Below are 14,875 nucleotides of genomic sequence, written 5' to 3'. Positions count from 1 at the left end.
GAGCGATTGGAGAGAACCATGACTGAATTAAATGAATTTTCTCAATTAGATAATCCGTGCTTTTGTGAGTTAGCCCCCCTACAGGCACTCGGTGTTTTGACAGAAGACGAACAAGCTTGGATTGCGACCCAAATGGCAGCAATGCCTGAATTGGCAAATGAATTGGCGGATTATCAGGTGGCAGTCAATGCCATTCCCTACAGTGCACCTGAAGTGCCTATGGCAAGTGATTTGAAGCAGCGATTATTCCAAAACTTAAATTTGGAATTGGAGTCCACAGAATCAACCATTTGGCCTGCTTTTCCTGCACCAACGGGGTCAGTATTTGCCAAGCGATCGCAGGAATTTGAGTGGGTGCCCTATCGGGTGCCAGGAATTACGATCGCCCGTTTGCGCGTTGATGAAACGAACCGTGAAGTGAGTGTGGTACTGCGGGCGGAGCCGGGTGTATCCTACCCCGTTCATGTCCACGCTGGGTTCGAGGAAATTTATATGCTGCAAGGTGACCTCATCGTGGGTGATCAGGTCTACTATGCAGGGGATTATATTCGATCGGAATGTGGCTCATCCCATGGGCCATCTACTCAAACAGGCTGTATGTTCTTTGCTCGCACTTCATTGGATGATGAATACTTTGAGGACTGTCTAGTTACTGTTTAGTCCATATTTAGTCACTGTTTAGTGCATTGCTGAAGCACCCACTCAGCAATGCACTTGTTAATAATTTACTATGGCGATTGAGTTTAAAATTCTCGTTTCAGTAAACTCAGACAGGAAACCGCGATCGCAAAAGCGACGATCGTCAGGAATGAAATTACCCCGGCAGATAAGCCCCCTAATTGCTGAATCAGTCCTGCTAAGGCAACTGCCCCGCCCATGCCCCCAAAATAGAGTCCTGTGCCCCACCCAGCTAGTGCTGGAGGGACTCTGGTTAACGCAAAAGGGATTTGGTCAATGAACAATAGGCCCATTGCTGTCCCAAATAGAAATAATAAGATAATGGCTGTAATCCAGTGAGATACTAAAGGGGATAGGAGTAGTAACAGGGCGATCGTGCCTAGACTGCAAGTCATAGATTTGCGAATTCCCAGAATATGGATGCATGTTTCTAAAGGAATCGCTGTGATTGCAGAAATCAAAAGAATCATTGCTGTAATGTAACTAGGTGCAAGTTTCGGTAATAAAATCTGAAATTGTAGTGGAATCTGTTTGAGTAATAAAAACGATTCCATGCCTGCTGCTGCTCCGACTAGAAAAATTAAGGCAGATCGCTTAACTGAAATTGCTGGACGAGCATAGGGAAGGGAAGAAATCATAGTGTTAGGTGGATTAAACCCGATCGCCACCCCACCGATCAAGAGACACAGAGCTCCAAATAAAAAAGTTCCAGTACTACCAATTTTGCTAAATAACTGTTGCAATAGAGGATCAAATGCACCAGATAGTCCTAGAACAAAGGTCAGCAATGCATTGGCATGGGGTAAGTTTTCGGTCGGTGCAAACTGGCGTAATAGCGCGATCGCCGGACCTCGAAAGACAATCATTGCGATGACCCATAACGTCATCAGAAGGGGGACGATCCAGGCAAATACAGACGATAATGGCTGTAGTAAGACGAACGCCAAAAGGATAAAAATTAAGCCTGCTGCGGTAATTCCGATTGCAATCAAGGGAAGTCGGTTACCTGCTTTAGCCATGAGGCGATCGCTCTGGAATCCCACATAGGGCTCAACGATCGCGCCCAATAGTCCCTGCCCAATGCCCAACCAAGTGGCCAATAACGGAAACCCTAAACGGTCTAAAATTTGGGGCTGATAAAATCCATAGGCTGACCAACACACAACGATCGTAGCCAGTAGAATGGCAACTCCACCCACCTGCTGCCAAACGGTGCGTACCGAGGAAGATGTGCGTTGCATAGGATCTCTCAAGAGTGCAAAGTTAGTTCACATCAAACGAAAAAATCTTCAATCAAACCATGTGGGGTTTAACCGATCTAGCGAATCCTGCACAGGGTAGCCCCTTTTGTTAGGAAAGGGGCCAAAGCTGCTGATTTCAGGCGATTATTAAACCTTCAAAATCCAACGATCGCGGGTCTCAGGACTCACAAAAGCTGCCGGTACAATATCTAACATCACCCCGAGTGAGCGAAACGTGGCACGAATAGCTGTTGCATGGGCTGCTTCATCCAGTCCAATGCTCGCTCCCGCAGTAATCAGCTCAGGCGTTTTCAACTGTGCGGCCTCTAAGGTGTAGGCGATCGCGGCATCGGTTTCTAGGGCTAATGCCAGCTTGGCAATATTGACGTCCGAATCCAGCCCCCCTTCGCCTTTTTTCAAATAGGAAGAGATGTCGTAGCTTTTCTCTGCCATCACAGGTTTTCCACCCAAATTCCGTACCACTTCCGCCAACTTATCGCGATGGGCTTTGTGATCTCGTTGATTCATGAGCGCGATCGCTAAGACCGTCTTGCCTACATCGGTGTGACTCAACTTCCCTGCTGCAACTTCGTAGGCCCAAATGGCTTGATGTTCGTAATAAAGGGCATTGTTGAGAATCTTGATATCGTTTTGCTTGTCCTTCGGAGAGGGCATGGCCTCTACCTGCTCAGCTAACAATGAAGTGCCTGCCGTCACTGCCCAGCCGGCTACTAGCCCCCCGGTCGCCAGTAAATTTCGGCGAGACATTCCGGTAGGTTTCCTCGATCGCCCCTGTACTTGACCGTTAAGTCCTGGATGATGATTCATGACATAGTCTCCTTTCAAGTTATTCCCGCTGAATAGACTGATTGCATTACGGGGTACCTCCTGCGTAGGGATTTACCGTACCGATCAGCCTTATCAAAGAGGGAATACGTGAGGAGGACTTAACTGGATTTATGCAAGGTGTAGTTCTTGTTTAGCAAAAGGAGTAAATCGAGAATCAACAGAAAGATCATTGGCGTCCGTTCGATCGAGTCTCGATCGAACGGACGCCAATCCTGCTAAATATCTCGAATCTCGTTGGACAACCTCCTTGAGTCACTCTTGGCAATCCACTGAGGCAATGGTAGGATTTGTTAGGGCTAGGACTGTCTAACAATAAGATAATAGTTCCCGATATCTTCTATGCAGTTTATCGAAGTTAAACAATTGAGCATTCAGTTGACCTACCAGCAATCCAGCCCCTCACGATCGACTAGGCTTCTAAGATCAAAACTAGGCTAGCCATCAATGTTGACAAATAGTCATTTGATAGGTAGCCTAGTCTTAGGTGAGGTTGTAAAGGGTGGGGGCTATCAAGGGGGATGTAATGCTACTACAGGCCTATGGCAGGCGCTCCCTTGGACGTTGTCATTCCCAAGCGATCGGATTGTCAGCTTGTATTCTTGACTGAAAATTCATCGCTGATGGAATGAAAAATTCCTGGATAATAAGTACTAGGACTTAATCCATTAAGAGAGTCTATTCTTGATTACTCTGACCTTAATTAGTTTGCTTCAGTTCTAACGGACTGTCGGGCTGTTTAGCCTCTTCTGGTTCCGTTTCACTAGGGGGTTCATAAAGAAACCACCGTACAAAATCTTCTGATGCAGACGATTGAATTCTTGTTAGGGCATCTTTGATCTCTGCTACAGCCTCAGCGGACGGGTCTCGACTCCCGTTCACCCATCGACTCACGTTTGAACGATCAATGCCCATGGTCACAGCTAATTGGTTCTGTGTAATGCTGTATTGACGCAGCACCTGTTTCAAAGCTTTTCCTGCTCGACCCATACTTTATTCATCAACCTTGTGATTATTGAAACACACGCAAAAACTGTGCAGTATGCCTTTAGCGCTAGACTGGACTCGTCCAATCCTGGTTGCAGAGTGGGAACTTGCTATCAATTGAAGGATAAGATAGACGCGCCATAGGGCAATCCATTGATAATCCGATCGACAGAACTATGACTGTTGGTAATTATCAACACCGATATCAAGACTGAATCAATACTGATAAAACCACCATGGGCGATAGACATGGCTGATAGAACAGAGTTGCTTCTTCGGATCCAATCAACTTCCGCAAGTTCTATACCTGCTCTCAATTGCTTCATCAGAGACTTGTTAAGAAGACTCATTAGAATGGTTCTTAGAACTTGGGAGCGACAGTTCTAGCTCAGTTCTAGGATGAGGGCTGCAAAGAAGAGAAGGTAACTATGCTATGCAGACACAGCTTTGGCTTTGTAATCTAGTGCTCAAGTCAGCCGAACTCCTAGCCCCTAAAGGCCGTATAACTAACTTACTGCGAAGAGGATCAAAAGGATCAGGTGGGGGATCTGTCATAAAGCATGGGTAGCTATCTAGAACGTTCTAGGAGAATGAATTCTCTTAGTCTACTGTAGACACCTTCTGATCTTCTTCAACACTAGCGTTAGGTAGATTAGCCTCTAGCTTAAGGCAGTTACGACCATCTACTTGGAGACAATACTCCACACGATCCATTAAGCGGTTTAAAATTAGCCAACCATAACCGTGTTCTTGCTTATCTTCTGGTGTCGGTGGTTTATATTCTGAGGGATTGTACCCTTGACCACAGTCCCAAATTTCTAAGGCAAGGTCGCGATCGTGAAGTTCTAGTCTGAGGACAACTGGCAAGTTAGGCTGATCTCGATGGGCATGTCGAACAACATTGGAGTAAGCTTCCACTAATGCCAACCGTAGGCGAGTGGATTGTCTTGACCAGTCCACTACATTACCAATTTCTAGTTGTAGGCTATCTAATAGCCAATGCTCAACTACGGCTAAGAAACGTAGATCGCTAGGGACGTGCAGCTCTGTTTTCATCTTTTACAGAACCTCCAAAGATAGCATAGTTTGATCATCTTCTTGGGCAATGGTGGCAGCTCGAATTCGGGCAAGCAGACGTTTCAGATCTAGACAATCCCGATCCTCTTGCAGTAACTTCCAGAAGCCTGCCTGTTGTAGCATCATGCCTGACTCAGCCGAGGTAGGGGTTGTGGAATAAACTGGTATCTGATTTCGAATTGTGATCTCGGTGACGCCATCGCTCATTAACAGAAAGGTGTGTCCTGGTTCGAGGACAGCGCTACCGGAAGGTGCCTTCCATAGTTCACGAATTCCCAAAGGCACCCCTCGATTGGTCAGATATTGGGGAATAATTTCAGCATTAGCCATTTGTCGAGCCCAGAGCAGAGGATAGAGATGGCCCGCATTGGCATAGACGATCTGTCGGGTAAGGGGGTTAAACCTTGCCAACACCATCGTGATAAAGCAGTTAGTACTGACCAAATCATCTAACATAATGCGATTTAAATTTTGCATTACGTCTTCTGGATTGGGTGAAGTTTCTTGGGCGAGTTCCCGGCGCAGGACAGAAATGGCACTGGCCATAAACAAGGCTGCCGGAACCCCTTTCCCCGATACATCTCCCACCGCCAACCAAAGATCGCCTTGGGGGTGTTGATACACTTCAAAAAAATCTCCCCCCACTTCTCGGGCAGGATGGCAACAAGCTTGCACGCAGACCCCTGGTAATTCTGGCAAGGTTTGCCGGAGTAAATTATTTTGGATTTGCCGAGCAACAGCAAGTTCAGCGCGGATTTGCTCAGCTTGTTTCTGAGTCCGTTGGTACAGTTTCGCTTGAGAAATTGCAATAACGGCTTGTTCTGATACGCCTTCTAGTAGTTCCAGATCTTCAGTAGACCACTGATTCAGATCCCCTTTGCGAATAATCGAGAGAACGGCTAGTAGGTCTGTTTGATAGGTCAAGGGAATGATGACATGCGCTGTATTCTGCTCGACATTCTCTTCCGTAAACGTTTTAATAGCTCGAAACCCACTCTCCGTGGTGGCATAGTCTTCTGTGGCATAGTCTTCTAGAACGGTGCGAATCAGAGGCATGGTTGGATTCCAAAGATTCGCGGGAATGTGGTCGTTGGCGATGTACTGAACCACTTGGCTGGACAGAAACCCGTTTTCAATGGGATGCAAGCTACAGCATTCCGAAGTAAAGTTTTTACCAAGGGTTTCCACGATCGCTTGCAGCATGCTGCCGTAGTCGATGGACTCTCGAATAGCAGTATTAACGGCATTAAACAAGGATTCTCGTCGAAGCGATCGCCGAAGTTCCTCAGTTCTTTGTTTGACAACTCGATAGGTTTCGGCGGCTTGTCGAACTACGGCCTGTAATTGTTGCTGATTCCAGGGCTTGGTGATGTACTTAAACACCTTCCCAGAGTTAATTGCGTCAACTAAGTCTTTAACATCGGTATAAGCTGTTAAGACAATTCGAATCGTATCGGGGAACCGCTCTACCGTTTTGCTGAGAAATTCAGTTCCCAACATTTCAGGCATTCTCTGATCAGAAATAATAATGGCGACTTCACCATACTCCTCAAGTAACTCCAGAGCGGCAATGGCACTTTCTGCACGGAGTACTTGGAATTCCAGCCGAAATGTCCGATAGAGCAGATCAAGGTTGTCTGGCTCATCGTCAACAATCAGCATTTTGAGCTTTGCTTGGGAGCTTCTATTCATATCTAACCCAGCATTGGCTGCCTGATTTACAAAGGCTTTACAGGCAGATTACCCAAAATTTACAGATGGCTATCAGTTTAGTTCGCTCAGATGGTAGATATTTCCTAGCAGATGCTGTGTAGAGCTACTCTATAGTTTTCGAATCTGGGGGCTGATAGTCGAACTGTTTGGATATTGAATTGTCTGTGCTTGCCTCATCCTCTGTCAGAATTATAGTCGACTGCCATTGGACAGAACGTTTTCACAATTAAACTTGCAATCAAACTTTCACTGGGGATGTCCTGTGAAAACTGGGGAACGGTAGGTTTGGGCATTACTTGGGAAATCAGTGGTGGAGTGGGAGATCAGTGGTGGAATGGGTGGAAGGCCGCGATCCCGGAGGAATTGATTGAAACTTCTGGGATGGAATAGGTACCAAACCGTTCCCCCTAGTAACACAAACATTGAAAGGGCTAGGAAGCCTGACCATAATTGGCGAATGGCATTTGGTCGGGTGGAAGTTACAGGATAGCGATCGGGCTTGGCATGGCGACGATTGGTCGAGGACGATCGAGGGTTTTGAGGCATCGATCGAGGGGAATTGAGCGAGCCCGTAGAGGTGAGCTTGCGATCAGGCATCGTGTGGGTTACTGCCGTTTTTGTGGTTGGAGTGCGAGTTGCAGTTGTCTTGGCCACATTACTCGGGGTTGTAAAGGCAGTCATTTGCCCCATGCCGGGGTGTTCACTGCGCAGGTGACGCATTGTGAGGATCTGCTGGGCCACTGGTGTTGGGCGACGATCGGTGCGACTCCAGGTTAGCAGGGCACTGGTGGCAATCAGGCAGAGGTTGGGGATGTGAAGGGACTGCAAACCTTGAAGGGGAATGGGTTCATTGGTGACAAGAACCACAAGACTGTGGGAGTTATATTGCGCAAATCCATGGGCGCAACGGGAAACGGCAAGGGCTAAGCGCGCGCGCTTGCTCATGCCATGACCGGGGGCAGGTTGTAGGAGGGGATGATCGATCGCGTCGTCGGTCCACTGCCAAACCCCGCGTTCCAAGAAGCCGAGAAATTCCCTAGCTCTGGATTCCTGGGATTTTTCGATCGCATGTTGGCTGAGGTCTTGCAATTCCTGCTGCACTGCCTGGGGCAGGTAGCATTCTCCTACCCTTCGAAAGGCTTGCCAATCGCGGAGTTCGGTTGCTAAAACCGCACTGATGTCAAACAGGAGTAAAACGGGTGGAACTTCCAGAGCTTTTGTCATAGGTTGAACCCCACAACCGGAAAGATCAATAACTAAACCGTCAGGAAACCGTAAAGTTTGTTCTGGGTAGTGCAATTAAGAGACCGATTGAGAAGTTCTAATGGAACGTCTTGAAGGCGGTTAAATTAAGTTGCAATATATCGAGCGATCGGAAAGGAATCAAGACTTAATGCGCAAAATTTAAGGTTTTGGGTGGGTAAACGCTCGAAAATGCTGGCCTGTGTTGCTAATAAGCATTATTTAGGATTTTATGGCAGTTTACAGGCTGTTCAATCGTGTTAAGCCGTCAGGGGGCATTTGCCAGTCAGTAACCTTTAGTCTTAGAAGCCTGTCGTCTTAGACCGAAAAGCCCAAGCGTCCTGCCAAGCTGGGCGTCAGCGGCAGCAGCACGGTAATCATTAAAAACAATGCTAACAACCCCAAGGCAGCGCGGGTGTCATCGGGCTCTGGTAGCTCGTTGAGGCTGGGGCGCTCTAGATTCCGTTGCAGAAAGAGAATGACGATCGCCCAGTAGAGTGCCAAGGGATTGACCAAGGATGCTAAGCCTAGGAAAACAATTGTCACGATCGTGGTACGGGTCGCGATTTTGCGACCATAGATCGCTTGCACAATCCGTCCACCGTCCAATCGGCCAGCGGGCATTAAGTTAATCGCCGTAATGACCAAGCCGAGCCAACCTAGAACCACTAAGGGACTCACTTCAATAAAATTTTGTTGAACTTCGCTACCCAAGATCACCCGAGTTAGGGTTCCGACCAACATGGATCCTTCAAAAAATGTGGTCGGCACTTTAAACGGGCTACCGGGATGGGAGAGGGTCAGTCCCGTAATCAACATGCCCAGAGAGAGTAATCCTCCGGCGGCTGGCCCTGCAAAGGCAATATCAAAGAGAGCAGAACGGTTGGGTAGCAAGGATGCAAAGTTAGTCAAAGCCCCAAAGGAGCCGATTTGCCAGGTGGGGAAGAAAAAGGGCCAACTGAGCTTGACTTGGTGCCGTTTGGCCATGACCCAATGGCCCAGTTCATGGACAGCCAGAATACTGAACAGCCCTGCGGCGAGGGGAACCACTTCGGCGTAGCGTTGGGGGGCACTGTAGAAATCAAAGCCTTGGAGTAAGCCTGCCATTTCTAATGTGGTGCCGATCGTGGCGACAAAGAGAATTGCGGCCAGAATTTTTTGCGTCAGGGTTAGGGGCTTGGGATCGTTGCTACTGGGCAAAACGACGACCGTGGGGCGACCTTCTTGGTTCTCGACGAGGAATAAGCGGTAGCGATCGCCCGTCCGTTCCTGTAACAGTTCAGAGAGCTTGGTATGGACTTTTTCGACATCTCCGCGCAAATTGCCGTTAAACACTGCCCCGTCTTGAAAGGGAATGGTTTCCGTGGCAAAAAAAGTATCTATCCCAAAAATTCCCTTAATAGTCGTTAAATCCTCAGTGGAAATGGGTTGAAGTTGGGGAATCGCCGCTGGAGGAAACGGGGTTTTTGTGGAAGCTTCAGCGTCTGGCTCGGTGGAACTTGGCTCACTGACTTCTGCCCTAGCTTTAGCAATCTCCTCGGCCCGTTTTGCGAGTTCCTCGGGGGCGATCGTGCGAATTTGTCGTCCCAGCAGAATATAACCTCCGGTGGACACGACGAACAGGAGCAACATGCCCACGAGATTGAGATAGATGCCGACGGAAAAGAGGCCAAAGAACAGCAACCAGGGAGCCATCAAGGTCACCGATTGTAACCAGGACAGAATGCCCAGTTTGCCGTAGGGTTTGGCGCGATAGAAGCCCCAGCCAAGAATGCCCAGTGCCACTAACACGGTGAGAGCGGTAATCATTTCCGAACCTTCAAACGCGAATTTTAAACAGGTATGGAATCTCTGTAATGCTTTTGGGACAAGATTTTCACCCTGCTCGCCAGTGCCTTACTCTATCAATTTACGGCAAGTTGTTGAGCCATGGGGTACGGAGAGCCGCATTTTCACGGATCTAGCTCTTGGGTCGCTGTGGCCTAGACACGAAGGTCATCTAGCTGGGATCCAGATGGGAGCTAGATCCAGTCGGCGGTGAGCTCCATTTGTAGCGATCGGGTTTCTCCGGGGGCGAGGGTGAGTAGGCGATCGCCCGTATTGAGGGCATTACGGGGGGCTGACCAGGGTTCTAGGCAGTAAAAGTCCTGATCCTGAAGTGTCCAGAAGACGAGGGTGGAAAAGGCAGGACTGTAGGTCAGGGTGAGGCGCAGGTGGGTTTGCAGGTCATTGGCGATCGCGACGGTGCGGCTGAGGTCGGGAAAGGCCCAGTCGATTTCGGGTTGGGCAAAATCAAAGGTGTTGAAAAATGGCAGGGATTGCTGGGTCTTTTGGTCGATCGCGGTGGTGGTGGGCAGGTCGAACCGCAGTTGGGATTTGTCTTGGACGTTGAAGTAGGGATGGAAGCCCGTGGAGAAGGGCATGGGGACTTGGGAGTGGTTGGTGTATTGCTGGTCGATCGTCAGGCGATTGCCCAGGATGCGGTAGGTAAATTCCAGATGAAAGTCAAAGGGATAGACCTCGTAGGTTTGGGCGTTGCTGGAGAGGGCGAGGGTGAGGCTGGCGCAGTCGGTGGCGGATTGGCTGACGACTTGCCAAGGCAGATCGCGGGCAAACCCATGCTGTTTGAGGCTGTAGGTACGATCGCCCAGGGTGTAGCGGTTGTTGGGCAGGTTGCCGCAGATGGGAAACAGGATGGGAATGCCACCCCGCACGGACAGGTTGGGATCCTGGAATCGTTCCTGATTGAGATACAGAAGTTCGCGATCCTGGATCTGCCAGCGGGTAATGATCCCACCCCGATCGGGCACTACTTCGATCGCGGCTTGGGCGGTTTCATCCTGGAGGCGGTAGGTGGTGTATTGCTGCTGGCGTGCTTCAACGGAGAATAGGGTCATGGAAAAGCGGGGATGTAGATTCCAAGACCTATTATTTCAAGGTTTCCTGGGATTTGGAGACTTGGCTCCTGGTTGAAGCCTATCGGTTGAATGTGAATAGCTAGACATAGAGACAAATCTTGGTACTATAGAGGTTTGGTTCTTTCCCCTCCACGCTTTATGCCGTTACCTGTTGTTGCCATTATTGGCCGTCCCAATGTCGGTAAATCAACCATCGTCAATCGCCTTGCCCAGGTGCAGGAAGCGATCGTGTTTGATGAACCCGGCGTTACCCGAGATCGTACCTACAAGCGAGCCTTCTGGCGCGATCGGGAATTTATGGTCGTGGATACGGGCGGGTTGGTCTTCGACGACGACACGGAATTTTTACCCTTCATTCGGGAACAGGCAGAGGCGGCGCTGATTGAAGCCTGTGCAGCAATTTTTGTGGTGGATGGGCAGGAAGGCTTAACTATAGCCGATGAGGAAATCGCCAGTTGGTTACGCTTGCAGGACGTGCCCGTCGTGGTTGCGGTCAACAAGTGCGAATCGGTAATGCAGGGGGAATTGCAGGCGGCGGAGTTTTGGAGTCTGGGCTTGGGGCAACCCTACGCAGCCTCGGGGATCCATGGGAACGGTACGGGCGATGTCCTGGATGAGGTGCTGAAGCATTTTCCGCCGATCGAAGAGGTGGAAGAGGCAGAGGAAATTCGGGTGGCGATCGTGGGACGGCCTAACGTGGGTAAGTCCAGTTTGCTGAATGCCTTTACAGGGCAAAATCGGTCGATCGTCAGTCCCATTTCCGGAACCACCCGCGACACGATCGATATGCTGGTGGAGCGCAAGGGCGTCAACTATCGGTTGATTGACACCGCCGGGATTCGCAAAAAGAAACATGTGGAATACGGGCCGGAATTTTTCAGCATTAACCGGGCCTTTAAGGCGATTAACCGTGCGGATGTGGTTCTGATGGTGATCGATGCCGTCGATGGCGTCACTGAGCAGGATCAGAAACTGGCGGGCCGAATCCTGGATGAGGGACGGGCCTGTGTGGTGGTGGTGAATAAGTGGGATGCGATCGAAAAGGATTCCACGACGATTTACGACTACGAACGGGATGTGCGATCGCGGCTGCACTTCACGGAATGGGCCGATATGATTTTCACCAGTGCCATGAATGGGCAACGGGTGGAGAAAATTTTCGATCTAATTGCTCCGGCAGCGGAACAACACCGACGCCGCATTAGTACGTCCGTCATCAACGAAATTCTGGAAGATGCGGTGATGTGGCACACGCCGCCCACCACCCGCCAAGGCAAGCAGGGCAAAATTTACTACGGGACACAGGTGAGTGCCCAGCCACCCACGATCGCGCTATTTGTCAATAATCCCGAACTGTTTGGGGATGGCTATCGACGCTACATTGAGCGGAAGTTCCGGGAGTCGTTGGGCTTTAAGGGAACTCCGATTCGGCTGTTGTGGCGCGGTAAGAAGGTGCGGGATGTGGAACGGAATACGGCAAACCGTGCGGTGCGGGTGAAGTAGAAGCGACTGGCGTTTTATTCGATCCCCCCTAGCCCCCCTTCAAAAGGGGGGAACCGGAAAACATCTTCAAAGTCCCCCTTAATAAGGGGGATTTAGGGGGATCGAAACTCTAGCATTTTCACGTGATTGAAAACTGAAGAAAATGATTCGGTTGATTGCGTAAAATTCGATCCCCCCTAGCCCCCCTTAATAAGGGGGGATTTTGATTAGAGGTATGTTTCAGGCGACTCGGCGGCGATTGGCAATTTGGTACACCACTGTAACCGCAGTGTTGTTGCTTGTGTTTGCGATGGGGTTTTATTTTTATGTTCGCAGCACGTTAATTGAACGGATTGACGATACGTTGAGCCATGTGGTTGAGGTGGTGCAACGATCGTTAGTGATTGAACCCGCAGAACCCCGATCGCGCTTCTTGCAAGTCAATGTTGAAGCAAGTTTTCGGGATAATTTTTTAGTACAAGAAGATGACCACATCGATCTGGAGTGGTTTAGTCCAACGGGGGAGTTGCTGTGGTCTACGTTTGCGGAACCGATCGGGGTGCCGTTGCATGTTTACAGTAATGGCGAGACGGTGCATCTGGATGAATCCCATCTGCTGCGGCAGGTGACGGAGCGGGTTGAGTTTGGGCGGCAAGTGCTGGGCTATTTGCGGGTGAGTCATCCTTGGTTTGAAGTGACAAAACCCACGCGGCAATTATTTTTTGACTTGGTGTTGGGGCTGAGTGGGCTGATTGCGATCGTGGCGAGTGTGGGATGGTTGCTGTCTGGGTTGGCGATGCAACCGATTCGGGAATCCTACCAGCGTTTAAAACAATTTACTGCGGATGCATCCCATGAGTTACGCAATCCGATCGCGGTTATTCAAACTAATGTCCAAGTAGCATTGGCGGATGCGGAACCTGATCCGCAAGCCCAGCGCTATCATTTGCAAGTGGTGGAGCGTTTAACCCGCCGTTTAGGTAAGTTGGTGGATGATTTGCTGTTTCTGGCGCGGCAGGATAGTGGCATGGTGCAACCACAATGGGGCACGATCGACCTGCGGGATCTGCTAGAGGAAGTGGTGGAAGAACAATGGATGGTGGCGGAGGAAAAGGGGATTCAGTTAGATCTGAAACTATCGGTGGAAAATGCTGCTATTCAAGGCGATCGGGATCAGTTGTCGCGACTGTTTACCAACCTAGTCAGCAATGCGATTCAGTACACACTAAAGTCAGGTAACGTTACGGTAGAGTTGCAAACGAGCAAACGCAATAATCATTCAGTCTATCAAGTGAATGTGATTGATACAGGAATCGGTATTCCAGAAGACGCGCTGCCGCAATTGTTCGATCGGTTTTATCGCGTTGACCCAGCTCGATCGAAAGCATCGGGGGGAACGGGCTTGGGCTTGGCGATCGCTCAGGCGATCGTGGATAACCACCACGGCACAATTCAAGTAGAAAGCCCAGTGAATCAAGGGACAACCATGCGGGTAATTTTGCCCAGTCAGGAGAATTAGACAGATAAACTATCGCCTACACGATCGAACCACCTATCTTCAACCTGTTGAGTGCAACCTAGCGATCTTTAACCCGCCGTTTCTCAACCCACTAACTCCCCTACCTGAACCCGCAATCCATTGGCAAAATCCCAACCTGACTGTGCCCGTTTGCCCGCCAACTGCACCTCCCGCAGTAGCAGCAATCCTGCTCCCGTCTGAAGGACGGCTCCGTAATTTTTGATGATTCCCACGATCGTCCCTGGTATCGCCGCAGGATTTTGCAATGCCAACACCTGCTCCCCGATCGCGGCCCAATCCGATGGTAATTGCGCGATTGTCTCCGTTGTATAGGGGATTGTTGCCATTACCTTCAGCGTCCCCCCCCGAAACGTCGTGGCACAGTTGGGATGGAATCCCCGCACTTGGTTATGTAACTCGATCGCCGATCGAGCCCAATCCAACCCATAATCCTCCTTCTTGATCAGCGGTGCATAGGTTGCCTGGTCTGGATCCTGTGGTTCCGGTTCCAGCGTTCCTGCGGCCAACTGGGGCAATGTTTCCAGCAATAACGCCGCTGACTGTTGGGACAATGCGATCGCCAATTCTTGGGCATTTTGCAACAGTTCAATCGGTAATTGGGATTTCAGCAACATCGCCCCCGTATCCATGCCAATATCCATCAACATAGTCGTCATCCCCGTTTCGGCTTCTCCGTGGTACAGGCACCATTGGATCGGTGCGGCCCCACGATACTTCGGTAACAGCGATCCGTGGCCGTTCACACAGCCATACTTCGGCATATCCAGAATTTCCTGGGACAAAATCTGTCCATAGGCCACCACCACAAAAATATCCGCATTCAGCGCTCGCAAACTTGCCAGCGTTTCCCCATCTTTTTTGATACTCTTCGGTTGCCAAACGGTCAGATCATGGGCCAGCGCGATCGATTTCACCGGAGAAGGGGACAACTCATTTCCCCGCCCTCGCCGCTTATCCGGCTGTGTCACCACCGCCAAGACTTCAAAGTCTGGATGGGCGATCAATGCCTCCAAACTCGGAACTGCAAATTGAGGCGTTCCAAAAAAGACAACTTTGAGCATGGTTGAAACCTGTGGGCTGGAACCTTGGGAGATTGTAGCGAAAACGTTACAAACGGGTACAGATTATCCCATCTCCGGTGTACGGTGAAC

General features: G+C 49.8%; 12 protein-coding genes. 3 read left to right on the top strand and 9 right to left on the bottom strand.

The window, feature by feature from the left end; translation table 11 throughout:
* Nucleotides 1-18: 18 nt before the first annotated feature.
* Entirely contained in the window at nt 19-660 is a 642-nt protein-coding gene (locus ACN4EG_RS01785) for a cupin domain-containing protein (RefSeq protein ID WP_431627442.1), read from the top strand.
* A gap of 83 nt (nt 661-743) precedes the next feature.
* On the opposite strand, the gene ACN4EG_RS01780 is transcribed toward ACN4EG_RS01785, so the two are convergent.
* The 8 genes from ACN4EG_RS01780 to ACN4EG_RS01745 all read right to left on the bottom strand — a co-directional run bounded on the left by ACN4EG_RS01780 (nt 744) and on the right by ACN4EG_RS01745 (nt 10,681).
* Nucleotides 744-1,919 carry a hypothetical protein gene (locus tag ACN4EG_RS01780; protein WP_431627441.1) on the bottom strand — a complete coding sequence of 392 codons (1,176 nt, stop codon included), beginning with the start codon at nt 1,917-1,919 and terminating at the stop codon, nt 744-746.
* Between the two features lie 147 nt (nt 1,920-2,066).
* Nucleotides 2,067-2,747, bottom strand: a complete 681-nt coding sequence (locus tag ACN4EG_RS01775) for a ferritin-like domain-containing protein (protein ID WP_431627440.1) — start codon at nt 2,745-2,747, stop codon at nt 2,067-2,069.
* Between the two features lie 717 nt (nt 2,748-3,464).
* Complete coding sequence (locus tag ACN4EG_RS01770) at nt 3,465-3,755, bottom strand: helix-turn-helix domain-containing protein (protein WP_431627439.1); 291 nt, start codon at nt 3,753-3,755, stop codon at nt 3,465-3,467.
* Nucleotides 3,756-4,352: 597 nt separating this feature from the next.
* Nucleotides 4,353-4,808, bottom strand: coding sequence for an ATP-binding protein (locus tag ACN4EG_RS01765; protein ID WP_431627438.1), 456 nt, complete (start codon nt 4,806-4,808; stop codon nt 4,353-4,355).
* A 3-nt stretch (nt 4,809-4,811) separates the two neighbouring features.
* The gene (locus tag ACN4EG_RS01760; protein WP_431627437.1) at nt 4,812-6,521 is read right to left on the bottom strand and encodes a SpoIIE family protein phosphatase; all 1,710 of its coding nucleotides are present in this window, start codon (nt 6,519-6,521) and stop codon (nt 4,812-4,814) included.
* A gap of 267 nt (nt 6,522-6,788) precedes the next feature.
* Nucleotides 6,789-7,766, bottom strand: a complete 978-nt coding sequence (locus tag ACN4EG_RS01755; protein WP_431627436.1) for a PIN domain-containing protein — start codon at nt 7,764-7,766, stop codon at nt 6,789-6,791.
* A 336-nt stretch (nt 7,767-8,102) separates the two neighbouring features.
* Complete coding sequence (locus ACN4EG_RS01750; protein ID WP_431627435.1) at nt 8,103-9,593, bottom strand: site-2 protease family protein; 1,491 nt, start codon at nt 9,591-9,593, stop codon at nt 8,103-8,105.
* Nucleotides 9,594-9,805: 212 nt separating this feature from the next.
* Nucleotides 9,806-10,681 (bottom strand): aldose epimerase family protein, encoded by an 876-nt coding sequence (locus ACN4EG_RS01745; protein WP_431627434.1) that lies wholly within the window; start codon nt 10,679-10,681, stop codon nt 9,806-9,808.
* A 159-nt stretch (nt 10,682-10,840) separates the two neighbouring features.
* Between ACN4EG_RS01745 and der the strand changes: the two genes are divergently transcribed.
* On the top strand, nt 10,841-12,205 hold the full coding sequence (der, locus tag ACN4EG_RS01740; RefSeq protein WP_431627433.1) for a ribosome biogenesis GTPase Der: 1,365 nt from the start codon (nt 10,841-10,843) through the stop codon (nt 12,203-12,205).
* A 214-nt stretch (nt 12,206-12,419) separates the two neighbouring features.
* Entirely contained in the window at nt 12,420-13,703 is a 1,284-nt protein-coding gene (locus ACN4EG_RS01735; protein ID WP_431627432.1) for a sensor histidine kinase, read from the top strand.
* A gap of 83 nt (nt 13,704-13,786) precedes the next feature.
* Here the strand turns inward: ACN4EG_RS01735 and fmt are convergent, their stop codons facing one another.
* Entirely contained in the window at nt 13,787-14,785 is a 999-nt protein-coding gene (fmt, locus tag ACN4EG_RS01730) for a methionyl-tRNA formyltransferase (protein ID WP_431627431.1), read from the bottom strand.
* Nucleotides 14,786-14,875 lie beyond the last annotated feature (90 nt).

The organism is Alkalinema pantanalense CENA528, assembly GCF_050753345.1.
In the GTDB taxonomy this organism is placed as follows: domain Bacteria; phylum Cyanobacteriota; class Cyanobacteriia; order Leptolyngbyales; family Leptolyngbyaceae; genus Alkalinema; species Alkalinema pantanalense.
This window is presented reverse-complemented; position numbering and strand designations above follow the sequence as displayed.

Coding starts and splice junctions, on each gene's coding strand:
- ACN4EG_RS01785 (WP_431627442.1), top strand. CDS start 19: ATGACTGAATTAAATGAATTTTCTCAATTAGATAATCCGTGCTTTTGT.
- ACN4EG_RS01780 (WP_431627441.1), bottom strand. CDS start 1,919: ATGCAACGCACATCTTCCTCGGTACGCACCGTTTGGCAGCAGGTGGGT.
- ACN4EG_RS01775 (WP_431627440.1), bottom strand. CDS start 2,747: ATGAATCATCATCCAGGACTTAACGGTCAAGTACAGGGGCGATCGAGG.
- ACN4EG_RS01770 (WP_431627439.1), bottom strand. CDS start 3,755: ATGGGTCGAGCAGGAAAAGCTTTGAAACAGGTGCTGCGTCAATACAGC.
- ACN4EG_RS01765 (WP_431627438.1), bottom strand. CDS start 4,808: ATGAAAACAGAGCTGCACGTCCCTAGCGATCTACGTTTCTTAGCCGTA.
- ACN4EG_RS01760 (WP_431627437.1), bottom strand. CDS start 6,521: ATGAATAGAAGCTCCCAAGCAAAGCTCAAAATGCTGATTGTTGACGAT.
- ACN4EG_RS01755 (WP_431627436.1), bottom strand. CDS start 7,766: ATGACAAAAGCTCTGGAAGTTCCACCCGTTTTACTCCTGTTTGACATC.
- ACN4EG_RS01750 (WP_431627435.1), bottom strand. CDS start 9,593: ATGATTACCGCTCTCACCGTGTTAGTGGCACTGGGCATTCTTGGCTGG.
- ACN4EG_RS01745 (WP_431627434.1), bottom strand. CDS start 10,681: ATGACCCTATTCTCCGTTGAAGCACGCCAGCAGCAATACACCACCTAC.
- der (WP_431627433.1), top strand. CDS start 10,841: ATGCCGTTACCTGTTGTTGCCATTATTGGCCGTCCCAATGTCGGTAAA.
- ACN4EG_RS01735 (WP_431627432.1), top strand. CDS start 12,420: ATGTTTCAGGCGACTCGGCGGCGATTGGCAATTTGGTACACCACTGTA.
- fmt (WP_431627431.1), bottom strand. CDS start 14,785: ATGCTCAAAGTTGTCTTTTTTGGAACGCCTCAATTTGCAGTTCCGAGT.